The sequence below is a fragment of the Cellulomonas endophytica genome, assembly GCF_004123805.1.
Lineage (GTDB): Bacteria > Actinomycetota > Actinomycetes > Actinomycetales > Cellulomonadaceae > Cellulomonas > Cellulomonas endophytica.
The window spans coordinates 1-25,452 of the sequence record NZ_RWJX01000048.1 but is presented as its reverse complement, the minus strand read 5'-3'; the positions used below and the strand labels follow the sequence as shown (position 1 = coordinate 25,452).

General features: G+C 77.5%; 24 protein-coding genes. 15 read left to right on the top strand and 9 right to left on the bottom strand.

The window, feature by feature from the left end:
* Together EJA20_RS13160 and EJA20_RS13155 are read left to right on the top strand one after the other, a co-directional pair.
* A partial coding sequence (locus EJA20_RS13160) for a YveK family protein (protein ID WP_205687492.1) occupies positions 1-624 on the top strand: 624 nt, incomplete at its 5' end.
* Positions 624-2,003, top strand: a complete 1,380-nt coding sequence (locus EJA20_RS13155; protein WP_129338723.1) for a hypothetical protein — start codon at positions 624-626, stop codon at positions 2,001-2,003. The genes EJA20_RS13160 and EJA20_RS13155, both read left to right, overlap by 1 nt.
* Before the next feature lie 81 nt (positions 2,004-2,084).
* On the opposite strand, the gene EJA20_RS13150 is transcribed toward EJA20_RS13155, so the two are convergent.
* Positions 2,085-2,660, bottom strand: coding sequence for an NYN domain-containing protein (locus tag EJA20_RS13150; RefSeq protein WP_129338721.1), 576 nt, complete (start codon positions 2,658-2,660; stop codon positions 2,085-2,087).
* Positions 2,661-2,847: 187 nt separating this feature from the next.
* Here EJA20_RS13150 and EJA20_RS13145 point away from each other — a divergent pair, with 187 nt between their 5' ends.
* The 5 genes from EJA20_RS13145 (at position 2,848) to EJA20_RS18740 (ending at position 6,555) form a co-directional block, all read left to right on the top strand.
* A complete protein-coding gene (locus EJA20_RS13145; RefSeq protein WP_240675481.1) occupies positions 2,848-3,342 on the top strand; it encodes a MarR family winged helix-turn-helix transcriptional regulator in 495 nt (164 codons plus the stop codon).
* A 157-nt stretch (positions 3,343-3,499) separates the two neighbouring features.
* Positions 3,500-4,081, top strand: coding sequence for a flavodoxin domain-containing protein (locus EJA20_RS13140; protein WP_129338719.1), 582 nt, complete (start codon positions 3,500-3,502; stop codon positions 4,079-4,081).
* A gap of 82 nt (positions 4,082-4,163) precedes the next feature.
* Entirely contained in the window at positions 4,164-5,345 is a 1,182-nt protein-coding gene (locus tag EJA20_RS13135; RefSeq protein WP_205687491.1) for a ferrochelatase, read from the top strand.
* 44 nt (positions 5,346-5,389) lie between these two features.
* Positions 5,390-6,112 carry a hydrogen peroxide-dependent heme synthase gene (gene hemQ / locus EJA20_RS13130; protein WP_420836433.1) on the top strand — a complete coding sequence of 241 codons (723 nt, stop codon included), beginning with the start codon at positions 5,390-5,392 and terminating at the stop codon, positions 6,110-6,112.
* An 80-nt stretch (positions 6,113-6,192) separates the two neighbouring features.
* Positions 6,193-6,555: an META domain-containing protein gene (locus EJA20_RS18740; RefSeq protein ID WP_164983979.1), complete on the top strand. Its 363-nt coding sequence runs from the start codon at positions 6,193-6,195 to the stop codon at positions 6,553-6,555.
* Positions 6,556-6,610: 55 nt separating this feature from the next.
* Here EJA20_RS18740 and EJA20_RS13120 read toward each other — a convergent pair whose 3' ends face one another.
* Positions 6,611-7,945, bottom strand: a complete 1,335-nt coding sequence (locus EJA20_RS13120; RefSeq protein ID WP_129338713.1) for a Glu/Leu/Phe/Val family dehydrogenase — start codon at positions 7,943-7,945, stop codon at positions 6,611-6,613.
* 239 nt (positions 7,946-8,184) lie between these two features.
* On the opposite strand from EJA20_RS13120, the gene EJA20_RS13115 reads away from it, so the two are divergent.
* Complete coding sequence (locus EJA20_RS13115) at positions 8,185-9,351, top strand: acyltransferase family protein (RefSeq protein ID WP_164983978.1); 1,167 nt, start codon at positions 8,185-8,187, stop codon at positions 9,349-9,351.
* A gap of 37 nt (positions 9,352-9,388) precedes the next feature.
* Here the strand turns inward: EJA20_RS13115 and EJA20_RS13110 are convergent, their stop codons facing one another.
* Positions 9,389-9,916, bottom strand: coding sequence for a DUF2505 domain-containing protein (locus tag EJA20_RS13110; protein ID WP_129338708.1), 528 nt, complete (start codon positions 9,914-9,916; stop codon positions 9,389-9,391).
* 98 nt (positions 9,917-10,014) lie between these two features.
* Here EJA20_RS13110 and EJA20_RS13105 point away from each other — a divergent pair, with 98 nt between their 5' ends.
* The gene (locus EJA20_RS13105; RefSeq protein ID WP_129338705.1) at positions 10,015-11,496 is read left to right on the top strand and encodes a sensor histidine kinase; all 1,482 of its coding nucleotides are present in this window, start codon (positions 10,015-10,017) and stop codon (positions 11,494-11,496) included.
* A 138-nt stretch (positions 11,497-11,634) separates the two neighbouring features.
* On the opposite strand, the gene EJA20_RS13100 is transcribed toward EJA20_RS13105, so the two are convergent.
* On the bottom strand, positions 11,635-11,883 hold the full coding sequence (locus EJA20_RS13100) for a WhiB family transcriptional regulator (RefSeq protein ID WP_129338703.1): 249 nt from the start codon (positions 11,881-11,883) through the stop codon (positions 11,635-11,637).
* Positions 11,884-12,180: 297 nt separating this feature from the next.
* Here EJA20_RS13100 and EJA20_RS13095 point away from each other — a divergent pair, with 297 nt between their 5' ends.
* Complete coding sequence (locus tag EJA20_RS13095; RefSeq protein ID WP_129338701.1) at positions 12,181-12,636, top strand: hypothetical protein; 456 nt, start codon at positions 12,181-12,183, stop codon at positions 12,634-12,636.
* A gap of 166 nt (positions 12,637-12,802) precedes the next feature.
* Here EJA20_RS13095 and EJA20_RS13090 read toward each other — a convergent pair whose 3' ends face one another.
* The 4 genes from EJA20_RS13090 to EJA20_RS13075 form a co-directional block, all read right to left on the bottom strand.
* Positions 12,803-15,457 (bottom strand): FtsX-like permease family protein, encoded by a 2,655-nt coding sequence (locus EJA20_RS13090; RefSeq protein ID WP_129338699.1) that lies wholly within the window; start codon positions 15,455-15,457, stop codon positions 12,803-12,805.
* Positions 15,457-16,257 carry an ABC transporter ATP-binding protein gene (locus EJA20_RS13085; RefSeq protein WP_129338697.1) on the bottom strand — a complete coding sequence of 267 codons (801 nt, stop codon included), beginning with the start codon at positions 16,255-16,257 and terminating at the stop codon, positions 15,457-15,459. Before EJA20_RS13085 ends, EJA20_RS13090 begins: the two co-directional genes overlap by 1 nt.
* Positions 16,258-16,515: 258 nt before the next feature.
* Positions 16,516-17,256, bottom strand: a complete 741-nt coding sequence (locus EJA20_RS13080; RefSeq protein WP_129338695.1) for a response regulator — start codon at positions 17,254-17,256, stop codon at positions 16,516-16,518.
* Complete coding sequence (locus EJA20_RS13075) at positions 17,253-18,761, bottom strand: sensor histidine kinase (RefSeq protein ID WP_129338692.1); 1,509 nt, start codon at positions 18,759-18,761, stop codon at positions 17,253-17,255. Before EJA20_RS13075 ends, EJA20_RS13080 begins: the two co-directional genes overlap by 4 nt.
* Positions 18,762-18,998: 237 nt before the next feature.
* Between EJA20_RS13075 and EJA20_RS13070 the strand changes: the two genes are divergently transcribed.
* From EJA20_RS13070 to purE, 5 genes are all read left to right on the top strand, one after another.
* The gene (locus tag EJA20_RS13070; RefSeq protein WP_129338690.1) at positions 18,999-19,688 is read left to right on the top strand and encodes a response regulator transcription factor; all 690 of its coding nucleotides are present in this window, start codon (positions 18,999-19,001) and stop codon (positions 19,686-19,688) included.
* Positions 19,689-19,745: 57 nt separating this feature from the next.
* Positions 19,746-21,056, top strand: a complete 1,311-nt coding sequence (locus EJA20_RS13065; protein WP_129338687.1) for an ATP-binding protein — start codon at positions 19,746-19,748, stop codon at positions 21,054-21,056.
* 208 nt (positions 21,057-21,264) lie between these two features.
* On the top strand, positions 21,265-22,467 hold the full coding sequence (gene manA, locus EJA20_RS13060) for a mannose-6-phosphate isomerase, class I (protein ID WP_129338685.1): 1,203 nt from the start codon (positions 21,265-21,267) through the stop codon (positions 22,465-22,467).
* Positions 22,468-22,657: 190 nt separating this feature from the next.
* Positions 22,658-23,881 carry a 5-(carboxyamino)imidazole ribonucleotide synthase gene (locus tag EJA20_RS13055; protein WP_240675480.1) on the top strand — a complete coding sequence of 408 codons (1,224 nt, stop codon included), beginning with the start codon at positions 22,658-22,660 and terminating at the stop codon, positions 23,879-23,881.
* Positions 23,878-24,411, top strand: a complete 534-nt coding sequence (gene purE, locus EJA20_RS13050; RefSeq protein ID WP_129338683.1) for a 5-(carboxyamino)imidazole ribonucleotide mutase — start codon at positions 23,878-23,880, stop codon at positions 24,409-24,411. Before EJA20_RS13055 ends, purE begins: the two co-directional genes overlap by 4 nt.
* Here purE and EJA20_RS13045 read toward each other — a convergent pair.
* Positions 24,389-25,452 (bottom strand): LCP family protein (locus EJA20_RS13045; RefSeq protein WP_240675479.1); only part of this gene is annotated, 1,064 nt, incomplete at its 5' end. The genes purE and EJA20_RS13045 overlap by 23 nt on opposite strands.

The following is a 25,452-nucleotide window of genomic DNA, read 5'->3' as shown; positions in this document are numbered from 1 at the left end:
GTGGAGCTTGCGGAGTTTCTCGAGGCCGTGCGGCGCGGGTGGAAGGTCCTGGTGGCCTTCGTCCTGACCGGTGCGGTGGTCGGTGGCGCGCTCGCCGCCCTGACCCCCGAGGTCTACCAGTCGACGTCCCGCGTGTTCGTCTCCGTCCCGGGCGCCACCGACGTGCGCAGCCTCACGGACAGCTCGACCTACGCCACCCAGCAGGCGCCCGTCTTCGCGCAGCTCGTGCTGTCGGACGTGGTCCTCGAGGACGTCGCGGCCGCCGTCGGCGACGGCACCACGCCGGGCGGCCTGCGCCCGCGGGTCTCCGCCGCCGCCGTCGAGGCGGGCCCGATCATCGAGATCCAGGCCCGCGCCGGCTCCGGCGAGGAGGCCGCGCTCGTCACGGAGTCCACGGTCGACGCCCTCGTGACCGCCGTGCAGCAGGTCGTCGGCGGCGGCCCCACGGCCCCCGGCGTCGAGCTCACGGTCATCCAGCCGGCGCAGGTGCCCTCGGCGCCCGTCAGCCCCAGCATGAGCCTCAACGTGCTGCTCGGCGTGCTCGTCGGCCTCGTCCTCGGGCTCCTCGTCGTCGTGGCGATGTCCGTCCGGGCTCCCGCGCGGCGGGCCGCGGCCGTCCGCTGATGGCCTCCGCCGTCCTGCCGGCGCCGCCCGCGGCCCCCCCGGGCACCGGCGGCCCCGCGGCCCGGACCGGGGTGTCCGGCGCGCTGCCCCTCCTGGCGCTCGCGGGGTTCCTCAGCCTGGCGCTCCAGCGGTTCTCCCTGTACCTGGCGGGCGGGCAGCTCTCGCTCCCGGCGGTCGTGCTCGTCCTCACGTGGGTCGCGCTCGTCGTCGTGCACCGCTGGCCGCTGAGCCGGGCCGGGACGGTCGGCTACCTCGGGCTGCTGGCGGTCGCGACGGCCGCCACGCTCGCCAACGGCAACGCGCCGAGCTGGTTCTCGCCCTCGCTGCCGAGCCTGGTCCTGCTCGTCCTCGCCTACGTGCCGCTCGTGCTCGCGAGCCGTCCGGCCGGGGCGGAGCGCGCGGGCTGGGCGTTCGCCCGCGGCGTGGTCTGGGCGGCGCGCCTGGCGGCCGTGCTCGTCCTCGTGCAGGCCGTCCTCCAGTGGGCCGGCCTGGGGTTCTGGGACCCGGTCACGCTGCTGCCGGCCTCGATCCAGACGTCGGGCTTCAACACCGCGTACGACCTGCGCTACGTCGACGCGAGCTTCGGCCTGGCCATCAAGCCCAACGGCGTCATCTTCCTCGAGCCGTCGTTCGTCTCGCTCTACTGCGCGATCGCCCTCGTGCTGGAGGCGTACCGCCTGCACGACGCGCGCCCGACCGGTCCCGCGGCCGTGCGCGGCGTCGCGTGGATGGCCGTGCTCGTCGTCGCGGTGGCGCTGTCCATCAGCGCCTCGGGCTTCGTCGTGCTCGGCATCGCGGCCCTGCCCCTCCTGTGGCGCTACCGCGACCGCCTCGAGATCGTCGGGACGGCGGCCCTGCTGCTGCTCGCCGTCTACCTCACGGGCTTCTTCGGCCCGGTGCTCGACAAGCTGGGCGAGGGCTTCACGGGCCAGACGAGCACCGCGCTGCGCCTGGTGGTGCCGTACGAGCTCCTCACGCCGTACGCCACGGCCGAGCCGTTCGACGGGTTCGGCGCCGGGACCTCCGACGCCATCGCCCGGACCTTCCAGATCAGCGGGCTGCAGCAGCCGACGGTCATGAAGGCCGCGGTGGAGTACGGCATCCCGTTCGCCGTGCTCGTCGTGGGCGTCGTGCTGGCCAAGGCCCTCGGCGGCGGCCGGGGGTACACCGGCCTGGCGGTCGCGCTCGCCGGCGTCTGGCTCATCCCGTCTGAGGCCCTGCTCAGCGCGCCGATCCTCGCCCTCGTGCTGTTCATGCTGCCGAACATGACGCCCGCGGGCGCCGTGCCGGCCGGGGTCGCGCGCACGGCGGTCGCGCGCGACCCGCGCCTGTGGGGCCCCACGCTCCCGGGGCTCGGGCGCCGGGGCGGCCCTGTCTGAGGCGACGCGCCCCGGCGGCCGCGTCGACCGACGCGTCCGCCGGGGGCCGGCGCCGGCCCGAGGGCCCGGCGCCGGGGCCGCTCAGAGGTAGGACAGCGGGTCGAACTCCTCGACGGGGATGATCCGGATGCGCGGCAGCACCACGTTGAACGCCGCGACGTCGTGCTCGAGGTCGAACGTCTGCAGGCCGCGCGGCACGAGGCCGGCGAGCGTGCTGGACGTGAACTCGCGGAAGGCCAGCAGGCCCACCCGTCGGTCCGCGTCGTCGACCAGCCGCTCCATCTCGGGGAAGAAGTCCCCGTCGTGGCTCGCGAGGAGCACGTCCCCCGGACGCTCGGCCAGCGCCGCCAGCGTCCGCTTGATGCCGATGTCGACGACCTTCTCGTGCGGCAGCCCCGACAGCGGGATGGGGCGGAAGCCGATCGCCATGAGCGCCTGCACGAACGGCATCGGCAGCGACCCGCTCGAGGCGTTCAGGAAGAACAGCCCCCGCACGGGTGCGTCCCACCGCGTCTGCGCGAACTGCAGGACCCGCTCCCAGCGCGGCCGCTGGTCGGGGGCCGGACGCCCGTTGAGGATCTGGCTGCCGAGCGTCGCGTCGATGTTCTCCCCGTCGACGAGGACGTAGGTGAGCCGGCCGTCGCCCTGGGCACTCATGCGGCGAGCGTAGTGCGGGGCCGCGCCGGTCGCCGTCGAGCACGCCGCCCGCCCCCCGAGGGCGGACGGCCCGCCCCCGAGAGCGGACGGCCCGGCGCCCGCGGCCGGCCGGTGGCACAGTGAGGGCGTGGACCTGGACGAGGACCCCCCGCCCACGCCGCCGGCCGGGACGACGTCGTCGTCGGCCCTGACCCCGGCGGCGCCGACGCCGCAGCAGGCGGCGGAGGCGTGGGAGTCCCTGTTCCGCGCGCAGGTCGCACTCATGCGGCGCTTCACGCGCGAGGACGTGTGGGGGCCGCTGTCCGTGGGGGAGTACGACGTGCTGTTCTCCCTGGCCCGCGCGCCCGGACGGACCCTGCGGATGCGCGCGCTGCACGAGGACGGGCTGCTCACGCAGCCGTCGGTCTCGCGCCTGGTGGACCGGCTGGAGCGCCGCGGCTGGGTGCGGCGCGGCCCCGTGCCGGGCGATGCGCGCGGCACCGCCGTCACGCTCACCGACACCGGCGCCGAGCTCCAGCGCGAGGTGGGCCGGCGGCACGTGCGCTCCATCCACCGGCTCGTCGGCGGCGCCCTCGACCGCGACGAGCTGGAGGACCTGCGGCGGCTGACGGAGAAGCTGCGTGCGGCGCAGCCCGGGCTGCCGGCCGGCGGGGGCGGGCGCCCCGTCGCGGACCCGTCCTGACCCCTCCGGCCTGCCCTGCCCCTGCCCGGGCCGGCGCAGCCCGTCCCCCGGGGGACCTCCGACCCACGCCGCGCCGACCCGCCCCTGCTGGACTGGGTGGTGCCGGCAGGGTGCCGGAGGGCGGGCCCTCCGGCCCGCGGGCCGGAGGGGGACGACCGTGAGGGCACAGGTGCTGGTCGCGGTGGCGTCGCGCCACGGCGGGACGTGGGGGATCGGCGAGGTCGTGTCCGCGACGCTCGCGGAGGCCGGGCACGGGGTGGACCTCCTCGCCCCCGAGGACGTCGCGGACGTGGGGCCGTACGGGGCGGTCGTGCTCGGCTCCGCCGTCTACCTCGCGCACTGGCTGCCCGCCGCGCGCGACCTGGCCGAGCGGCACGCGGACGCGCTCCGCGAGCGGCCGGTGTGGCTCCTCTCGTCGGGGCTGGCGACCCAGCCGGCCGCCGCGGCGAACTCCCCGCACGAGCTGGCCGCCCTGCGCGAGCGGCTCGGCGCGCGCGGCCACCGCAGCTTCCGGGGCCGCCTGGACCGCCGCGTCCTCACCTTCGCGGAGCGCGCGGTCATCGCCGGGGGCCGCGCCCGAGAGGGCGACCACCGGGACCTCGCCGCGGTCGCCGAGTGGGCACGCGGCATCGCGGCCACGCTGGCCGACGAGGCGGTGCACCGGCCGGCCGACGGCGGCACGGGCACGCGCGCGGACGGGCGCGCGCTCCTCGCCCTCGGCCGCCCCGGCCGGATCTGACGACCCGGTCCGGATCGACGTCACGCCGGTGCCGGCCGCCCGCTGTGAGGCGCCTCAGGCGGGGGGTGGGACGATGGGGGCCATGTCCACCGTGCTCGACCCCCACCGCTCGTCCGCGCCCCGGCCCGGCGGGCTGGCCCCGTACGACGCCGTGATGCTCTACTCCTTCGGCGGGCCCGACGGCCCCGAGGACGTGCTCCCGTTCCTGCGCAACGTCACCGCCGGGAAGAACATCCCCGACGAGCGGCTCGCCGAGGTCGGGGAGCACTACATGCACTTCGGCGGCGCCAGCCCCATCAACGGGCAGAACCGTGCGCTCCAGGCCGCGCTGCAGGAGGAGCTGGGAGCCCGGGGCCTGGACGTGCCGGTGCTGTGGGGCAACCGCAACTGGTCGCCGTACACCCGCGACGCCCTCGCCGAGGCCTACGAGCGCGGGGTGCGGCGCATGGTCGCCGTCGTGACCAGCGCGTACTCCTCCTACTCCGGCTGCCGGCAGTACCGCGAGGACCTGTGGGCCTCCCTCGACGCGGTCGCGGCGACGGTCGGCACGGCCGAGCACCCGCTCGTGGTCGACAAGGTGCGCTCCTACTTCAACAGCCCGGGCTTCGTGCAGGGCAACGTCGACGCGGTGGCCGAGGCCGTCGCCGACCTCGACGCGCGCACGGGCGGGGCGCCCTACCGCGTCGTGTTCGTGACGCACTCCATCCCGACGACGATGGAGGCCGCGTCCGTGGTGGCGCAGGCGACCTACTCCGCGCAGCACCTCGAGGTCGCGCGCCTCGTCGCGGCGGCCGTCGGCGAGCGCACCGGTGCCGTCCCCGGGTGGGACCTGGCGTACTGCTCGCGCTCCGGCCCGCCGAGCCAGCCGTGGCTCGAGCCCGACGTGAACGACCACCTGGAGAGCCTGCACGCGGCGGGGACGACGAACGTCGTGATCGCCCCCATCGGGTTCGTCTCCGACCACATGGAGGTCGTCTACGACCTCGACACGGAGGCGCTCGAGACGGCGGAGCGGCTCGGGATGACGGCCGTGCGCGCCGGCACCGTCGGGACGCGCGAGCCGTTCGTGCAGGGCCTGGTGGACCTCGTCGTCGAGCGGGCCGAGCACGCCCGCGAGCGCGACGCGGGCCGCGAGCCCGGGCCGGGCGTCACGGTCGGGGACCTGCCCCCGTTCCGCGAGGTGTGCGCTCCGGGCTGCTGCCTCATGCGCGACGGGCAGCCGAGCGGGAGGCCCGCCGCCTGCTCCGTCGACCCGCTGTCCTGACGCCGTCCCCCGCGCCCGTCCCCGCACCACCGGAGGTCCTCCCCGTGAGCACGCCCACGCCCGTCGCCGACGGCACCGCGCCCGACGCCGAGCACATCAACGCCCGGATCGCCTACACGATGTGGTCGGTCTTCCGGCACACGGGCACGGTGCCGGCCGACGACGCGGCCCGCGCCCGCCTCGCGGCGGAGGCGCTCGGGGACGTCGAGCGGGACGGCCTGGAGGTGCGGGGCTGGTACGACGTCACGGGCCTGCGGGCGGACGCCGACCTCATGGTGTGGTGGCACGCCGAGACGGTCGAGAGGGTGCAGTCGGCGTACGCGCGGCTGCGGGCGAGCGCGCTCGGGCGCGGCCTGGAGCCCGTGTGGTCGACCGTGGCGCTGCACCGGCCGGCCGAGTTCAACCGCAGCCACGTGCCGGCCTTCCTCGCGGGGGAGGCGCCGGGGGCGTACGTGTGCGTCTACCCCTTCGTGCGCTCCTACGACTGGTACGTGCTGCCCGAGGAGGAGCGCCGCGAGATGCTCCGCGAGCACGGGCACGCGGCGAAGGACTACAAGGACGTGCGCGCCAACACCGTCGCCACGTTCGCGCTGTCCGACTACGAGTTCGTGCTCGCCTTCGAGGCGCCCGAGCTGCACCGGATCGTCGACCTCATGCGCGAGCTGCGGAACACCCGCGCGCGGCTGCACGTGCGCGAGGAGGTCCCCTTCTTCACGGGGCCGCGCGTGGACCTGGCGGCCTGGGTGGACGCCCGCCCCCGCGCCTGAGCTGCGCGGTCGGCCTCCGGACCCCCGGTCGAGCGCCGTCGGGCCGCGCCGCCGCGTCGCGGCCGTGCCACGATCGGCGGGTGAGCGGTCTGGCGGGGACGTGGCGGGTGGAGCGGGTCGGCGACGCGGAGGTGCCGGCGGGCGCGCACCTCGTCGTGACCTTCGACGGGGACGGTCAGGTGTACGGCGACGCGGGGGTCAACCGCTTCCGCGGCACCTGGCACCTCGACGGGGACGGGCTCACGCTCGGGCCCCTCGTGGCGACGCGCCGCGCGGGCACCCCCGAGGCCACCGGGCGGGAGACGGCGCTCCTGGCCGCTCTCGTCGGGACGCTGCGGATGACGCTGCGCGGGGGGCCCGACGCCGTCCGGCTCGCCGGCCCCGCCGGGGAGGTCGACCTCGTGCGGACCGCCCCGGCCGACGTCGCCACCGCGCTCGTCTGACGGCGCCCGGCGCCCGGCGCCCCCGGGCGCGGCGGTGCGCACGCCGGGTGGGCCGTCAGGGGTAGAGGCCGCGGATGTGGTGCGCGTCGGCGACCCGGCGCACGCCGATGGTGAGGGCGGCGTCGCGCAGCGTGAGCCCCTCGGCCCGCGCGGTGCGCGCCACGTCCGCGTACGCCTCGAGCATGCGGCGCTCCAGCCGCTGCTCGATCTCCTCCTCCGTCCACCAGTACGCCTGGTTCGCCTGCACCCACTCGAAGTACGAGACGACGACGCCCCCGGCGTTCGCGAGGATGTCGGGCACGACGGTGACGCCGCGCTCGGCCAGGACGCGGTCGCCGCCCGCGGTCGTGGGGCCGTTGGCGCCCTCGACGACCCAGCGGGCCTTCACCGTGCGCGCGGCGCTCTCGTCGAGCACGCCCTCCACGGCCGCGGGGACGAGCAGGTCCGCGTCGAGGGCGAGCACCGTGTCACGGTCGACGGGGTCGCCGCCGTCGAAGCCGACGACCGTGCCCTCGCGCGCGACGTGCCGGGCCAGGGCGCCGACGTCGAGGCCGTCGGCGGCGTGCACCGCCCCGAACTGGTCGCTCACGGCGACCACCCGGGTGCCGGCCTCGGCGAGGAAGCGCGTCGCGTGGGAGCCGACCTTGCCGAAGCCCTGCACGACCGCGCTGACCTCGCGCAGGTCGACGCCCTCCTCGGCCAGCGCCGCCCGGGCGGCGTGCACCACGCCCCGGGAGGTGGCCGTGGCCCGTCCCAGGGAGCCGCCGATGTCGACGGGCTTGCCCGTCACCACGGCCGGGATGGTGAAGCCCATGTTCACCGAGTAGGTGTCCATGATCCAGGCCATGGTGCGCTCGTCGGTGCCGACGTCGGGCGCCATGATGTCCTTCTCCGGCCCGATGACCGCCATGAGCTCGCTCGTGTAGCGGCGGGTCACGCGCTCGAGCTCCGCGGCGGAGTGCGCCCGCGGGTCGATGGTCACGCCGCCCTTCGCGCCGCCGTACGGCAGCTGGACGAGGGCGCACTTCCACGTCATCCACATCGCGAGGGCGCGGACCTCGTCGAGGTCGACGGAGGCCGCGTACCGCAGGCCGCCCTTGCCCGGGCCGCGGGAGATGTTGTGCTGGACGCGGTAGCCCCGCAGCAGCTCGACCGTCCCGTCGTCGCGCCGCAGCGGGACGGACACGTTGATCTCGCGGCGCGACGTGCCGAGCATCTCGGCGGTGCCCGCGTCGAGCCCGAGGATCCCGACCGCGGAGGCCAGCTGCGCCCGGGCGGTCTCCAGAGGACCGGCCTGCGGCGGGGGAGCGGTGAGCGGCACCGGCGGGGTGCGGGTGCCCCCGTCCGTGGCCGTCGTGCCGGTGCCCGTCGTGCCGGTGGCGCCTGCCATCGCCCGTGCCCTTCTGCCGTCGGTCGCCGGCCTCGTCGCCGGCCCGCCCCACCCTGCCACCGGGGGGCGGGGACCGCGTGCGCGACACCCTCCGCCCACCGTCCCGCGCCCACCCGCCACCCGTCCGGGCGGCGGCGTCCCCCGGACGGGGGATCCTGCAGGTCCGGGCGCCGTCCGGAGTGATGCGGACAACACGTCCGGCGCCTGTGCGCCCGGCGGGGCGCCGCCAGACTGGACGCATGCCCGACGTCCCCGCAGTGGTCCCCGCGCGCCGTTCCGACCTGGGCATCCAGGGCCTGCGGGCGGTCGCCATCGTCCTCATGGTCTCCGGCCACATCATCGGCGCCCCCGACACCGGGCTCCGCCTGCCCGAGGGCTCGGGCTGGCGGGTGGCGAACATGTGGCTCGAGTCCGTCCGCATGCCGCTGTTCGCGGCGCTGTCCGGGTTCGTCTACGCGATGCGCCCGCCGGTGCCCGCGTCCGGGCTGCCCGGGCTCGTCCGGGGCAAGGCCCGGCGGCTCCTGGTCCCGCTCGTCGTGGTCGGGACGCTGTTCTGGCTGACGCAGACGCTCGTGCCCGGGACGAACAGCGGCGGGTCGACGCCCCTGTGGCGCGTGTACCTCTTCCCCTACGAGCACTTCTGGTTCCTGCTGTCGCTCTTCGTCATCTTCCTGGCCGTCGGCGTCCTCGACGCCGCCGGGCTGCTGCGGACGACCCGCGCCCTGGGGGTCGCCGTGGCCGTGGCCGCCGTCCTGGCCGTGGTGACGAGCGCGCACGGCTGGTGGAACCTCCTCAGCCTCGACGGCGCCCTGAACCTGCTGCCGTTCTTCCTGCTCGGCGTCCTGCTGTGCCGGCACGGCAGCGGGCCGATGACCCGGCGCGGCCCCCTGGCCGCCGCCGCGGTGGCGACGGCCGCGCTCCTCGGCGTCCAGACCTGGCTCCGCCTGCCCGACCCGGAGGCGGAGGGCCTCGGGCTCGACGCGCTCGGGGTCGTCGTCGGCGTCCTGGCCGTCGTGACCCTGGTGGCCGTCCGGCCCGTCCTCGGGCGGTCGCGCCTGCTCGTATGGGTCGGCCCCTTCGTGTTCGGGATCTACCTCTTCCACTCCTTCGCCACCGCCGGCACCCGGATCGTCCTCGGCCGCCTCGGGTTCGGCGAGGCGATCCCGCTGGTCTTCGCCCTCTCGCTCCTGGCGGGGATCGTCTTCCCCATCCTCCTGCGGGTGACCGTCGGCCGGGTCGGCTGGCTGAGCTGGGCGCTCTTCGGCGAGCGGCCCTACCGGTCGCGTCGCGAGCGCGCCGCGGCCCGGGCCGTCGCGCCCGCCGCGGCACCCGCCGCCGTCCCGTCCGGGGTCGCAGACCCCGACGTGACCGGCGACCCGGTCCGGGTCGGGGGCGGACGGGACTGACGGCGGCCGGGGGCGACCGCCTCGCGTCCCGTCGCGGTCAGGCGGGGGTGGCGGTGCCCGGGGCCGGGTGCTCGGCCAGCCAGCGGGCGGCGACCGCCTCCTCCGTCGCCAGGGCGGACCGCACGGCACCGGCCGCGGCCCCCTCGACCGCCGCGGCGAAGAGCGGCACGGAGGCCTTGAGCTCCCCGGCGTAGCGCACCCGGCTGCGGCCGGTCCCGGCGGGCTCCAGGTGCACCTCGCCGGTGAGCCGAACGGGCGCGCCGGCGATCTCCAGCGCCACCGTCCCCGTGCGGGCGCCGTCGGCCCGGGCGGGCTCCCACGCCTCCACCTGGCGGACGTCGAGCGCGCCCCCGACGAAGCCGCGCACCTGCGGCGGGATGCCGTCGGTCGGCAGGAGCCGCCGGGTGGTGACGGTGAAGGCGCCGGCGGGGCCGCCGGTGATGTCGACGTGCTGCTCCGTGGCCCCGGACGCGGCGACCTTCGCGGCGACGTAGCCGGGGTCGGCGAGCATGCGGGCGGCGTCGGCGGCGCCGGTCGGCAGGTCCAGGGTGACCTCGAGGTGCATGGTGGTCCTCCTCGGCGCACGGGGCGCCGGCGGTCTGGGGCGTCGGGACGAATCTAGCGCGACGGGGACGCCGCACCCGCACGCCCTAGGCTGGACCGGTGTCCACGCTGAGCACGATCGCGGCCCGCCACGCGGAGGTCGACCCCGCCGACCTCGAGTGGCTGCACCTGCTCGTCGGCGACTGGCAGCTCGTCTCCGACCTCGCGTTCGCCGACCTCGTGCTGTGGCTGCCGACGCCGGACCAGAACTTCGTCGCCATCGCGCACTGCCGGCCCTCGACGGGCGCGACCGTCCACTACGACGACGTCGTGGGCACCTACCCCGCGGAGGGGCAGCGCGCCCAGCTCCAGCGCTGCCTCGACGAGCTGCGCCCGCTGCGCTCGCGCGAGCCCCGCTGGTACGGGCCCTACGCCGTGCGCGAGGAGGCCGTGCCCGTGGTCCGGCACGGCCGGCCGATCGCGGTGCTGGCCCGCCAGACGAACCTCGGCGGCGCGCGCACCCCCAGCCGCCTCGAGCTCAACTACGTGGAGGCCGCCGACGACCTCGTCGGGATGGTCAGCCGCGGGGAGTTCCCCTCGACGGACGGCTCCAAGGGCCAGCGCCGGGGCGCGCCCCGCGTCGGCGACGGGCTGCTGCGCCTGAACTCCGAGGGCGACGTGCTCTACGCGAGCCCGAACGCCCTGTCCTGCTTCCACCGGCTGGGGGCGCTGGGCGACCTCGTCGGGCGCTCCCTCGTCGAGACCGTGACGGAGCTCCTCGCGGAGAAGGACGGGATCGACGAGGCCCTCCCGCTCGTGCTCATGGGGCGCGCGCCGTGGCGCATCGACGTGGAGGCGCACGGTGTGGCGCTGTCCGTGCGCTCCGTCCCGCTGCTCGAGGCCGGCGAGCGCCTGGGCGCGGTGCTGCTCTGCCGCGACGTGACGGAGCTGCGGCGGCGGGAGCGCGAGCTCATCACGAAGGACGCCACGATCCGCGAGATCCACCACCGCGTGAAGAACAACCTGCAGACCGTGGCGGCGCTGCTGCGGCTGCAGGCCCGTCGCGTCGCCTCGCCGGAGGCACGGGAGGCGCTGGGCGAGGCCACGCGGCGCGTCGCCACCATCGCGCTCGTGCACGAGACGCTCTCGCAGACCATCGACGAGGCGGTCCCGTTCGACGACCTCGTCGGGCGCAGCCTGCGCCTGGCGGCCGACGTCGCCAGCCGGGGCGCGCAGGTGCGCACCCTGGTCAAGGGCACCTTCGGCTCCGTGCCCGCCGCGGACGCGACCGCGCTGGCGCTCGTGCTGACCGAGCTCGTGACGAACGCCGTGGAGCACGGGTTCGAGGGGCGGGCGCTGGGCGCCGTGACGATCACGGCGGAGCGGGAGGACGACCGGCTGCACGTCGAGGTCGCCGACGACGGCGCCGGGCTGCCCGAGGGCGGCGCGGGCTCGGGCCTGGGGACGCAGATCGTGTCGACCCTCGTCGTCAACGAGCTGCGCGGGAGCATCTCCTGGCAGCCGCGGCCCGACGGCGGCACGCTCGTCGCGATGGACTGCGTGCTGCGCCAGGGCGCGGACCCCGGCTCGATCGTCGGCTGACGGCGGACCCCGCCGTACGACGGGGCGGCCGCCGACACGCAGGAGGGCCGGTGCCCGCTCGGCACCGGCCCTCCTGCGTGTCGGGGTCCAGCCCCGTCCGCCCACGTCGCGCGGGCCCTGCCCTGCGTCAGGTCGCGATCAGCTCGCGCGACGCTGGCGCGCCGTCCGGCGCTTGAGCGCGCGGCGCTCGTCCTCGGACAGGCCGCCCCAGACGCCGGCGTCCTGCCCGGTCTCCAGGGCCCACTTGAGGCACGTGTCGACGACGTCGCAACGACGGCAGACCGCCTTGGCCTCCTCGATCTGCGAGAGGGCCGGCCCCGTGTTCCCGATGGGGAAGAAGAGCTCGGGGTCCTCGTCGAGACAGGCTGCACGGTGGCGCCAGTCCATGTTGCCTCCTTCGGGCATGCCGCAGCGGGGCGTGCGGGGGACACGCGCGATGCACTGCGGAACAGGGGGTGGGATGACTTGCTGGCTCTAGCCTCACACCAGACCGTCGTCGCCACAAGGGTTACGGGCGGGTTTCGGTGCGGTGACGTTGAGGATTTCGTCACACAGAACGCGCGGTGGTGCCGCAGTGTTCCACGGTGGCACGGACGGGCCCCGGGCGCAGGTCGAGGAGCCCCTCCGCAGGTCCGCGCGCCGGGGGCGGCGCCCCTCCCGCCGGCCCCGGCTAGCCTCGGGGCCGTGGCCCGACGAGACGCCCCGCAGCCCCCGGCACGCCCCGGGGCGCCGCCCCCGCGGCCCCCCGTGCTGGCGGCGCTGTGCGTCGCCGTGCTGGTGGAGGCGCTGGTCGTCGCGGGCCTGGGGGCGGTGTACCTCGTCGACGCGGTCGGGGCGCTGCTGCGCGGCGACGGCGCCCGGACCGCCGGCATGGCGCTGTTCCTCGCCGTGTTCGGCCTCGGCGTCGGCCTGCTGCTCGCCGCGGCGGCCCGCGGGCTGTGGCGCGGGCTGCGCTGGGGCCGCGCCCCCGTGATGACCTTCCAGGTGCTGCTCGTCGTCGTGGGCCTGGGCTGGGTCACGTCCCGTGCCGCGCCGGGCTGGGTCGTCGCCCTGCCGGTCCTCGCGGTCCTCGTCGCGGCCGCGCTCGTCTCCCGCCCCGTGACCGCGGCGACCGTCGACCGGTCCGGCCCGGCGGACTGAGGGGCGGCGCCGAGGACGCGTGCGGGCCCGCGCCGCCGCGGCCCGACGCCTCCCCGGACAGGGACCGCCGCCGGGCGGGCCCCCCTGCGGCCCGCCCGGCGGCGGTGGACGGTGGCCGTCCGCCGCCCCGCCCGTGGGGGGCGGGGGCGACGGGCGGCGGGTGACGTCAGTCGACCGCGAGCGCGGCGACGGGCGGCGTGCGCACGGCGGAGCGGGCCGGCAGGACGGAGGCGCCCAGGGCCGCGACGACCGCGACGACGAGGAGCAGCGCGAGCTCGCGGACCGGCCACCCGAGGGTGAGGGGCCCCACCTGCCCGAGCACGGTGGCGGCCCCCGCCCAGCCGTACACGAGGCCGAGCACGCTGCCGACCACGGCCCCGACCCCGGCGATGAGCACGCCCTCCAGGGCGAGCGTCGCGCGCAGCTGGCGGCGCGTGAGGCCGAGCGCCCGCAGGGTCGCGGACTCGCGGCGCCGCTCGAGGACGGACAGGGACAGGGTGTTCGCCACGCCCACGAGCGCGATGACCACCGCGACGCCCAGCAGCCCGACGACCACCGCCAGCATCGTGTCGATGACCTGCTCGTAGCTCGAGCGCGCCGCCGCGCCGGACCGCACGGCCAGCGCCGTGTCGGCGGGCAGCGCCGCCGCGACGTCGCCGGCGACGACCCCCTGCTCCACCCCCGGGTCGAAGCCGACCCACAGGGTGGTGGTCGGTGCCGCGGGGGCCAGCGTCGCCAGCGTCGCCGGCGTGACCAGCAGGTCGGCGGGCGCCGTGGGACGGACGAGCACGCGCAGGGTCCTCTCCTCGCCGCCGGCGGCCGGCTCGGGCTCGCCCGCGCCGTCGACCCAGGTCCCGGCCCGCACGACCAGGCCGTCGCCGTCGGTGACGGCCAGGGACTCGGCCGTCGCCGCCGGGACCACGACGGTGCCGTCGTCGAGCCCGTCGAGCAGCGCGGGGTCGCGCAGGAGCCCGGCGGGCCCGTCGCCCGGGGCCAGGAGCCGCAGCCAGGACGCGGGCTCGCCCGCGGCGGTCGCGACCGGCGCGCTGCGCAGCGTCCCCGTGCCCGCGACCCCGTCCACCGCCGCCACCGCCTCGACGGCGTCCGGCGTCAGCTCCGCGGTCGACGGGACGCCGGCCTCGGCGGTGCCCACCTCGAGGTCGACGGGGAAGCGGCTGTCGAGCTCCGCGCCGAGCGAGGTGCGGGCCGTCGCGGCCCCCGTGCTCATCATCGCGACGAGGGTCACCCCGATGAGCAGGGCCGTCGACGTGGCGGTGGTGCGGCGCGGGTTGCGCAGCGTGTTCGCGGCGGCGAGACGGGCCGCGGGACCCGTGCCGGCGAGCAGGCGGCCGGCGCCCGACACCACGCGCGGCACCCACAGCACGGCGCCGAGGAGGATCCCGACGAAGGACACCGCCCCGCCGAGGACGCCGAGGCCGAGCGCGAGGGCCATGTCCCCGCCGGCCAGGCCCAGGGCCGCGCCGCCCACGAGGGCTGCCAGGCCGAGGGCGGTGACGGTGCCGGTGAGCACGGCGCGCACGCGGCCGGCACGGGCGCCGAGCAGGGGCGGGTCGACGGGGCGCAGCGCCGCCACGGGTGCCACCCGGGTGGCCTCGCGCGCCGGCACGAGGGAGGCGAGGACGGTGACGAGGGTGCCGACGAGGAGCGGGACGAGGACGGACAGAGGGGTCGGCGTGACGCCGTCGGGCAGCGGCACGTCGGGGGCGGTGCGGGCGAGGACGACGAGCACGAGCACGACGAGCGCGGTGCCCGCCAGGGTGCCGACGAGGGAGGCCGCGAGCCCGAGGAGCCCCGCCTCCGTCAGGACGGACCGCGCGAGCTGCCCGCGCCGGGCGCCGACGCACCGCAGCAGCGCGAGGGTGCGGGTGCGCTGCGCGACGAGGACCTGGAACGTGTTGGCGATCACGAGCGCCGCGACGAGGAGCGCGACGGCGGCGAAGCCGAGCACGACGAGCACGAGGACGCCGGCCTCGCCGGTCACCTCGGCGACGGTGCGGTCGGCCGCCTCCGTCCGGGTGAGCACCTCCGCGGTGCCGTCGGGGCCCGCGGCCGCGGCCAGCGCAGCGGTGACGTCCGCCGCCGTGGCCGGGTCCTGCGCCGTCGTGGCGACGAGGAGCTGGCCGGCGACGAGCTCGCCGGTGCCGCCCCACGTGACGACGTCGGCCGGGTCGGCCAGGGCGACCCCGCCCTGCCCGCTCCAGGCCCCGGCGCGCGCGTCGACGACGCCGACGACCGTGACCTCGGCGGTGGACGGCTCCCAGGTGCCGGGCGTGCCGTCCGCGTCGGTGGTCGTCGTGGGGTCCGCGGCCGCCGCGGCGGGGTCCTCCGCCGGGACGAAGGCGGTCCAGGTCGTCGTGACCCGGTCGCCGACGGACACGCCGAGGCGGTCGGCGGTCCCGGTGGGCAGCGCGAGCTGGCCCGGGCCCTGCGGCAGGACGCCGCGCACGGCGTCCACGGACTGCAGGCGCTCGTCGCCCGGGGCCGCCAGGACGAGCTGGTAGGTGCGCGTCCCGGCGTGCGCGAGCTCCACGGACGTGAGCGCCAGCGGCGCGACGGCGTCCACGCCCGGGACGGCCTCCACCGCGGCGACCTGCTCCGCGCCGAGGGAGGAGAAGGTGTCGCCCACCACGAGGTCGGCGCTGCCCAGCTGGGCCGTGAGGGCGTCGCGGGCCGTCCGCTGCAGGACGTCCCCGGCCAGGAGCGTCGCGGCGAGGAAGGCGGTGCCGATGGCGATGGCGATGCCGGCCGACGTGAGCCGGCCGAGGCTGCGGCGCATCTGGGCCAGGGTCAGGCGCAGCATCAGCGCACCCCCGCCTGCGCCAGGGCGTCCTCCGTGCCGATCTGCCGCAGCGCGTCGAGCGCCGCCAGGACCGCGTCGGGCGTCGGGTCGTCGATGCCGCCCGCGATGCGGCCGTCGGCCAGGAGCACCACGCGGTCGGCGTAGGCGGCGGCCGTGGGGTCGTGCGTGACCATGATGACGGTGCTGCCCAGCTCGCGGACGGAGCGGCGCAGGAAGCTGAGGACCTGGGCGCCCGAGCGCGAGTCGAGGTTGCCCGTCGGCTCGTCGGCGAAGACGACCTCCGGCCGGGCGACGAGGGCCCGGGCGATCGCGACGCGCTGCTGCTGGCCGCCGGACATCTCGCTCGGGCGGTGCGAGAGCCGCTCGCCGATCCCCAGGGTGCGCACGAGGGTGGAGAACCACTCCTCGTCGGCGCGGGCGCCGGCCAGCCCGAGGGGGAGCCGGATGTTCTGCTCCGCCGTGAACATGGGCAGCAGGTTGAAGCCCTGGAAGACGAAGCCGACGCGGTCGCGGCGCAGGGTCGTGAGGGCGTCGTCGCCGAGCTGCGTGAGGTCGGTGCCGCCCAGCAGCACGGTGCCGGAGGTGGCGCCGTCGAGGCCCGCCAGCAGGTGCATGAGGGTGGACTTGCCAGAGCCCGACGGGCCCATGATCGCGGTGAAGCGGCCGGCGGCGAAGTCGACGTCGACGCCGTCGAGGGCGCGGACGGCCGCGGGCCCGGAGCCGTAGACCTTCGTCAGGCCCCGGGCGCTCGAGGCCGGGGCCGTGGCGGCGGGCCGGGGGGCGGGGGTGGCAGCGGGCACGGTCGTTCTCCTCGGTCGTCGTCGTCCCGGGACCTCCCGGGCTCTGGTGACGACGCTACGGAGCGGCCCCCGGCCGCCGCGTCGGCCCCCGGTGCCCACCGTGCGGGCCCCGGGTCGTCCCCCGGGGGGACCCCGGGCGGCGGGCGGGTCGACCCCGGGCGGACGTCCGGCCCCCGGGTGCGCGACCGGCCCGCCCGGTCGGCGGGCGGACGGGGCCGGCGGGGCGGAGGAGGACGGGCGGGACCGGGACCGGCGGGGTCAGCCGCCGGGGCGGACGAGGCCCGTCTCGTAGGCGGTGACGACGGCCTGCACGCGGTCACGGGCGCCCAGCTTGGCCAGCACGCGGCCCACGTGGGTCTTCACCGTCGCCTCCGCGACGAAGAGGTCGGCGCCGATCTCCGTGTTCGACCGGCCGCGCGCCATGAGGACGAGCACCTCGCGCTCGCGGTCCGTGAGCGTCGCGACGGCGGCGTGGGCCGGGCCCGCCTCGGGGGCGTCCTCGGGGAGGACCTCGACGAGGTGCTCCAGCAGGCGGCGGGTGCTCGAGGGGGCGATGACGGCGTCGCCGTGGTGCACCGTGCGGATCGCCGCCAGCATGTCCTCCGGCGGGGCGTCCTTGAGGAGGAAGCCGCTGGCGCCGGCGCGGATGGCGGCGAGCACGTACTCGTCGAGGTCGAAGGTCGTCAGCACGACGACGCGCGGCGCCGGGTGCTCGGGCGTGCCCGCCGCGACGACCTCCGCGGTGGCGGAGATGCCGTCGAGCTGCGGCATCCGCACGTCCATGAGGACCACGTCCACGGGCTGCGCCGCGGGCGAGGCGGGGCTGAGGAGGCGGACGGCCTCGCGCCCGTCGCCGGCCTCGAGGACGACGGTGAGGTCGGGCTGGGAGTCGATGACCATGCGGAAGCCGGCGCGGACGAGCTGCTGGTCGTCGACGAGCGCGACCCGCACGGGGGTGAGGGGACCGGGCGCGTCCGGGCCGGTGGGGAGGAGCGTCACGCGCCCAGCCTGGCACGGCCGGGGGCCCGCTCCTCCGGCACCGTCCCCGGCTGCCGGGGGGCGACCCCCGCGGCGCGGACGGGGGGCGTGGGCAGGTGCGCGACGACGCGGAAGCCGCCGCCCCGCCGCGGGCCGGCGCTGACGGTGCCGCCGAAGAGCGCCGCCCGCTCGCGCATCCCGCGCAGGCCCAGGCCGAGCCCGTCCGCCGCGGCCAGGAGCGGCGCGGCGACGTCGGGGAGCTCGGCGTCGGCGTCGGGGGCGGACTCCCCGGGCCCGGGGGCGGGCGGCGCCGGGGGGACCGTCGCCCCGGGCCCGGTGCCGCCGGAGGGTGCGGAGGGCACGGGGGCGGGGTCGGCGGCGGCGCCCCGGCCGTCGTCGACCACCTCGAGGAGGACCCCGTCCGCCCGCCACTGGAGCTGGACGGCGACGTGGGGGTCCGGCCCGGCGTGCTTGAGCACGTTCGTCAGCGCCTCCTGGGCGATCCGGTACACCGTCAGCCCGGCGCCCGGCGGCAGGGTCCGCGGGGTGCCGACCCGGGCGAGGGAGACGCGCAGCCCGCCGGCCCGCACCCGCGCGACGAGCTCCTCGAGGTCGTCGGTGGACGGCAGGGGGGCGGTCGGGGCGGCGGTCGTCGCCCCCGCCGTCGGCGACGCGGCCCCGCCGGTCCCGCCGGCCCCGCCGGCCCCGCCCGGAACACTCGCCACCGCGCCGGGCACGCCGGTGGCGCCCGCCCCGGGCTCGGCCTCCTCCGTGCGCAGCACGCCGAGCAGCCGGCGCATGTCGGCCAGCGCCGCCCGCCCCGTCTCGGCGACGGTCCCGAGGGTGCGGGCGGCCACGTCGGGGTCGGCGGCGGCCGCGTACCGCCCGCCGTCGGCCTGGGCGATGATGACGGTGAGGGAGTGGGCGACGATGTCGTGCATCTCCCGGGCGATCCGCGCGCGCTCCGCCGCCGCCGCGAGCCGGCCCTGCTGGTCGCGCTCCACCTCGAGGCGGCGGGCGCGGTCGACGAGGGCCGCCATCGTGTCCGCGCGGGCCCGGCGCAGGAGGCCGAAGGCCCACGTCGCGGCCGCGCAGGTGAGCGCGAAGACCGCGACGACGACGGCGGTCGGCACGTCCCCGAAGCCCGCGACGGCGACGCCCAGGACCACGGACCCCGCCGCCGCGCCGGCCATCGCGGTGCGGTGGGCCCAGCGGGGGCCGTACACCGTGACGGAGTAGAGGGCGACGAGGACCGCGAGGTCGGCGGGCAGCACGAGCGGCGCGCCGGCCAGCACGTGCAGGAGCCCGACGACGTAGACCGTGGCCGCGGACGCGACGGGACGGGTGCGCCGCCAGGCCAGCGGCGCGACGACGGCGGCGCCGCCGAGCGACGCGAGCCACGCCGGCGCCCCGTAGGGCTGGCCCGTGACGACGAGGGCGACGAGGGCCACGAAGGCGGCGAGGAGCGCGTCGATGCGGAAGCGGTGCTGCGTCACGCGCGCCTGCCACCGCTCCCAGGGACCCATGCCGAGAGCGTAGGCACGCCGCACCGCCGGTGGCGTCGGCCCGGGGTCGGACCGCGGGGGCGCCGCCGTCCGTCCCCGGTCGGGCCCGAGGGGGGACCCCGCGGCGCCGGGACGGGAGCGGGGGCCGGCGGTCCGGGGCCTTTGCCTGGGTCTGCCCCGCCTGTGACCCGACCGCGAACCACGACGGGGGAACCTCACCCTCTGGACAGGGCCCTGCCATGTCCTAGCATGACCGCCATGACCCAGGTGCTGCTCGCCGAGGACGACCCCGCCATCGCGGAGCCCCTCGCCCGGGCGTTCGGCCGCGAGGGCTACGACGTGCAGGTCCAGGGCACGGGGGAGGGCGCCATCGCCGCCGCGGCGACCGCCGACCTCGTGGTGCTCGACCTCGGTCTGCCCGACATGGACGGCCTCGACGTGGCGCGCGCCATCCGCGCGCAGGGCCTGACGACCCCCGTCCTCGTGCTCACGGCCCGCGCGGACGAGGTCGACCTCGTCGTCGGGCTCGACGCCGGCGCGGACGACTACGTGACGAAGCCCTTCCGGCTCGCCGAGCTCCTCGCCCGCGTCCGGGCGCTGCTGCGCCGCTCCGTGGGTGAGCCGGGCGACGAGGACGAGCTGCACGCGCAGAACGTGCGCGTGGACGTCGCCGCGCACCGCGCCTTCCAGGGCGAGCGCGAGCTGCACCTCACCGCCAAGGAGTTCGACCTCCTGCGCACCCTCGTCGGGGCGGCCGGCACGGTCGTCGGGCGCGAGGTGCTCATGCGCGAGGTCTGGGGCACCGAGCCCGTGAGCTCGACGAAGACGCTGGACATGCACGTGTCGTGGCTGCGCCGCAAGCTCGGCGACGACGCCAACGCCCCCCGCTACATCTCCACCGTGCGCGGCATGGGCTTCCGCTTCGAGACGGGACCCGTCCGGGTCTGACCCCGGCCGGCCCCCGCGGGGGCTCCGAGGGGCGACCGGGACGAGGGGAGGGGCGGCGTGCGGCGTCGCGTGCTGCAGGCCACCATCGCCGCCGTCACGGTGGCCGTGGTGCTCCTCGGCTTCCCCCTGGCGTTCCTGGGCGCCCAGCTCGTGCGCGAGAACGTGCTGCTGCAGGGCGTGGAGTCGCGCGCCGACGCCCTGGCGCGCTCCGTGGACTTCCGGCTCGAGCAGGGCATCGACCTCACCGACCGGATGATGGAGCCCTACACCCAGGGCGGCCTCGACGCGCAGGTCACCGTGGTGACGGAGGAGGGCGAGACCTTCACCGCCGGCCCGGCGCCCTCCGACCGGACGGAGTCCGTGTCCGTCGCCAGCGACGAGGGCGCCGTCGTGACGCTCACCGTCTCCTGGTGGCAGCTGTTCTTCGAGAGCGCGCGGGTCATCGCGCTCGTCGTCGTGGCGGCCGTCGTCGCCTTCGCGGCCGGCATCGCCATGGCCATCTGGCAGGCCAACCGGCTCGCGGCGCCGTTGGTCTACCTGGCCGCGTCGGCGGAGCAGCTCGGGTCGGGGCAGGTGCGGCCCAGCCTCCAGCCGTCCGGCGTGGAGGAGATCGACCTCGTCGCCGCGGAGCTCGCCCGCAGCGCCGACCGCATGGCGGGCCGGCTGGCGGCGGAGCGCCAGTTCGCCTCCGACGCCTCCCACCAGCTGCGGACCCCGCTGACCGCCCTGTCCATGCGGCTGGAGGAGATCCAGCACGCGAGCTCCGACCCGGACGTCCGCGAGGAGGCCCGGATCAGCCTCGAGCAGGTGGAACGCCTCGTCGGGGTCGTCGACGACCTCCTCACGCGCTCGCGGCGGGCGCAGGGCGGCACGACGGAGGCCGTCCGGCTCGTCGACGTGGTGCACCAGCAGGAGGAGGAGTGGGGCCCGCCCTTCGCCGCGGCGGGGCGCACCCTGCGGATCGCGGTCGACCCGACGCTGCAGGTCCTGGCCACGCCGGGCGGGCTGGCGCAGGTCCTGGCCACGCTCATCGAGAACTCCCTCCACCACGGCGGGGGCACCACGACGGTGCGGACCCGCACGGGGCAGGCGCGCACGGTGGTCGTCGAGGTCGCCGACGAGGGGCCGGGGGTCCCCGACGAGCTCGTCGGGCGGATCTTCGAGCGCGGGTCGAGCTCGGCGCAGAGCACCGGTCTGGGCCTCGCGCTGGCGCGCGACCTGGCCGCGGCCGACGGGGGCCGCCTCGAGCTCGCCCAGCGGCGGCCGGCGGTCTTCGCGCTCTTCCTCTCGGGCGTGCCGGCGGCCATGCGCCCCGACGTCGTGCTGCCGCGCGGGGCCGCCGTGTCGCCGTGGGGGCCCCGGGGCTGAGGGCCGCCGCGGCCCGTCCTCGGGCGGGCCGGGCCGCGGTCGGGCCCGGGCTCCGCGCCCGTGCTCACCCTCCGGGGTGACCAGATTCACCCCCGAACGGACGATCCGGGCGGCCCCGGCACCCCATCGGCGCGCGCCGTCGGGGACACTGGGGTGGCCGCACCGTCGCGACGCACCGACCGACCCACGACCGCATGGAGGGCCGCCAGTGTTCCGACTCACCCCGGCGACGCAGCACTACGACTGGGGATCCGCCACGGCGATCCCCGAGGTCCTCGGGACCCCGCCCGACGGCCGCCCCGTGGCCGAGGCGTGGTTCGGCGCGCACCCGTCCGCCCCCTCGACGGTCGTGACGCGCGCCGGAGCGGACGCGGTCCCGCTCACGGAGCTCCTGGCCGACGACCCCCACGCCATGCTCGGCGACGACGTCGTCCAGCGCTTCGGGGCCCGGCTGCCCTACCTCCTCAAGCTCATCGCGGCCGACTCCCCGCTGTCGCTGCAGGTGCACCCCTCCGTCGAGCAGGCGCACGCCGGCTGGGACGCCGAGGAGGCCGCCGGCGTCCCGCGCGACGCCCCGCACCGCTGCTACCGCGACACGAACCACAAGCCGGAGCTCGTCTTCGCCCTCACCCGGTTCGAGGCGATGGTCGGCTTCCGCGCGCCCCGCCGCGTCGCGGAGCTCGTCGCGGACCTGCACGTCCCGCTCGCGGCCGACCTGCACCGCATCCTCACGACGGACCCGACGCCCCGGGGCGTCCGCACCGCGTTCGAGTGGCTGCTCGACCCCGCGACGCGCCCCGGCGAGGCGGACGTGGAGAAGTTCGCGGAGGCGTGCAGCCGCCGCCTCGCCGCCGGCTCGCCCTCGCCCCGCACGGACCGGACCGTCATGCGGCTGGCCGCCGCCTACCCCGGGGACCCGGGTGCGGTGACCTCCGTGCTGCTCAACCCCGTGACGCTCGAGCCGGGCGAGGCGCTGTTCGTGCCCGCCGGCTGCGTCCACGCCTACCTCGGCGGCCTGGGCGTCGAGATCATGGCGAACTCCGACAACGTGCTGCGCGCCGGCCTGACGCACAAGCACATCGACGTCGACGAGCTCCTGCGCACGGTGGACTGCGTCGCGGCCCCGCCCATCCGCATCGCGCCCGAGCGCGTGTTCACCTCGACGCGCATCTTCTACGCGCCCGTCGACGACTTCGAGCTGTCCGTCACCCAGCTCACCGACGAGGGCGTGGTCCGGGTCCCCGGCCGCGGCCCGCGCGTCGTGCTCTGCCTCGAGGGTGAGGTGCTCGTCACCGACGCGCACGGCGCGTCCGTCGAGCTGACGAAGGGCCAGAGCGCCTTCGTCCCCGCCGCCGGCGGCATGCTGCAGGCCTCCGGGGACGGGCTCCTCGTCCAGGCCGACGTCCCCTGACGTCGCGCTGACACTCCGACCGGGTCCCGGGTCTCGGGTCCCGGACGCCGTCCCGGTGCCGGCTCCCGTGCCCCGGCCCGTCGTCCCGGACGGCGGGCCGGGGGCCGGGCGGCCGCCGGTAGGCTCCGGCCCCGTGACGGAGAGCCTCCCGCCCCTGGTCGCGGTCGTCGGTGGCGGCCAGCTGGCGCGCATGATGGCCCCCGCGGCCACCGCCCTCGGGCTGCACCTGCGGGTGCTCGTCGAGGAGCCGCGCTCGAGCGCGGCCCAGGTGGTCGTCGACGCCCCGGTCGGGGCCGCCCGCGACGCGGACGCCGTGCGGGCGCTCGTCGCCGGGGCGGACGCCCTGACCTTCGAGCACGAGCACGTGGACGGCGACCTGCTGCGGGCGCTGGCCGACGAGGGCGTGCGCGTCCACCCGGGCGCCGACGCCCTGGTGCACGCGCAGGACAAGGCCGTCATGCGCCGGCGGCTGACCGCGCTGGGCCTGCCCTGCCCGCGCTGGGCCCCCGTCACCGACGCCGCCTCGCTCGAGGCCTTCCTCGCCGCCGGGGACGGCACGGCGGTGGTGAAGACCGTGCGCGGCGGGTACGACGGCAAGGGCGTGCGGGTGGTCCGCTCCGCCGACGAGGTGGCGGACTGGCTCGCCGCGGCGGCCGACGGGTCCGGGCCGGGGCTCCTCGTCGAGGAGCGCGTCCCGTTCACCCGGGAGCTCGCGGTGCTCGTCGCGCGGCGGCCGTCCGGCGAGGTGCGGCTGTGGCCCGTCGTGGAGTCCGTCCAGGTCGACGGCGTCTGCTCGGAGGTCGTGGCGCCGGCGCCGGACCTGCACCCGGCCACGCGCGAGGAGGCCGAGCGGGTGGCCATCGCCGTGGCGGAGGGGCTCGGCGTCACCGGTGTCCTCGCCGTCGAGCTCTTCGAGGTGGCGGGGCCGGACGGCGCCCCACCCGCCGTGCTCGTCAACGAGCTCGCGATGCGGCCGCACAACTCGGGCCACTGGACCATCGACGGCGCCGTGACGAGCCAGTTCGAGCAGCACCTGCGCGCCGTGCTGGACCTGCCGCTGGGTGGCACGGCGGCCCGGGCCCCGTGGACCGTGATGGCGAACGTCCTCGGCAGCCGTCTGCCCGACCCGACGGCCGCGCTGCCGGCCGTCGCCTCCGACGCGGGGGTCAAGGTGCACCTCTACGGCAAGGCGGTCCGGCCGGGGCGCAAGCTCGGCCACGTGACGGTGGTGGGGGACGACCTCGCCGACGTGCGGCGGCGGGCCGTCGCGGCGGCGGCGCTGCTGCGCGGCGAGGCGGCCGAGGGGCGGCCCTCGTCGCCGGACCGCACGCAGGGCGGCATCCAGGACGGGTCGCAGGACGGGGCGCAGGACGGGGCGGGGCCGGCGGGCGCCGCGGGACGGAGGACGGCATGAGCGCACTCCTGGGTCCGGCGGGCACGCCCCGCGTGGGCCTCGTCATGGGGTCGGACTCCGACTGGCCGACGATGGAGGCGGCCGCGGCCGCCCTCGCCGCGTTCGGCGTGGCCCACGAGGTCGACGTCGTCTCCGCCCACCGGCAGCCGGACAAGATGGTGGCCTACGGCCGCGAGGCGGCCGGCCGCGGGCTGGCGGTGATCATCGCGGGTGCGGGCGGCGCCGCCCACCTGCCGGGGATGCTCGCGGCCGTGACGACGCTGCCCGTCGTGGGCGTGCCCGTCCCGCTGAAGCACCTCGACGGGCTGGACTCGCTGCTGTCGATCGTCCAGATGCCGGCCGGCGTGCCCGTCGCCACGGTGTCCGTGGGCGGGGCGCGGAACGCCGGGCTGCTCGCCGTGCGGATCCTCGCCGCGGGGACCGACGACGAGGCGCGCCGGCTCACGGCCGCGATGGCCGCCTTCCAGGACGACCTGCGCGCCCAGGCGGACGCGAAGGGCGAGCGCCTCAGGACGACGGCGCGCCGTTGACCTCGCCGGCGGGCAGGGACCCGTCGCGGATGTCGGCGAAGAACTGCGGGGCGGCCACCGGGTCGAGCAGGACGGTGGAGCCGAGGTCGCCGGGGCGGTAGTCGAGGTCCGCGATCGGCGGGGCGCCCGTGATCCCCGCGGGGCCGGTGGCGGCGCGGAAGGCCAGCGCGAGCCGGGCGAGGTCCACCACGTCGGCGCCCTCGTCGACGGTGAGGGCGGCCGTCCCCGCGCTGACGAGGTCCACCTGCCGCCCGGGGTGCAGGAGCAGCGACCGCGGGTCGACGCGGGCGACGACGGCCTGCACGAGCTGCCGCTGCCGCAGCGCCCGCCCGACGTCCCCCAGCGGGTCCGCCTTGCGCATGCGGGCGAAGGCGAGCGCGTCGCGGCCGCCCACGTCGTGGCAGCCGGCCGTCCAGCGCATCTCGGACTGCGGGTCGTCGACGTCGGCGTCGTAGCACAGCTGCACGCCGCCGACGGCGTCCACGACGCCCTCGACGCCGGCCATGCCGATCTCGACGTAGTGGTCCACGGTCAGGCCGGTGAGCCCCTCGACCGTCCGCACGAGCAGGGGCGCCCCGCCCCACGCGTAGGCGGCGTTGAGCTTGGCGGGGCCCGAGCCCGGGACGTCGACGTAGGTGTCGCGGGGGAGCGAGACGAGGGCGGTGGGCCCGCTCTCCGGCACGTGGAGCAGCAGGATGGTGTCCGTGCGGGCGCCCTCCGTGCCGTCCTGCGGGCCGCCCTCGGCGCGGGAGTCCGACCCGGCCAGGAGGTAGGTGGTCCCGGGCGTGCCGGCGGCCCCCGAGAGGGCCGTGACGTGCTGGACCTTGCCGTTGGCCCAGACGACGAGGCCCACGGGCCACGCGACGAGCGCGACGAGCAGCACGGCGGCGGCGGCGAGCAGCACGCGGCGGCGCCGGCGGGAGGGGCGCCCGCCACCGGCCGCACCGGTGCCGGGGGCGAGGTCCCGCGGCGGCGCGCCACCGAGCACCACGTGCGCCGCCGTCGCGCCGGGCGGGGCCGACGGGCGGGCCGGGACGGGGC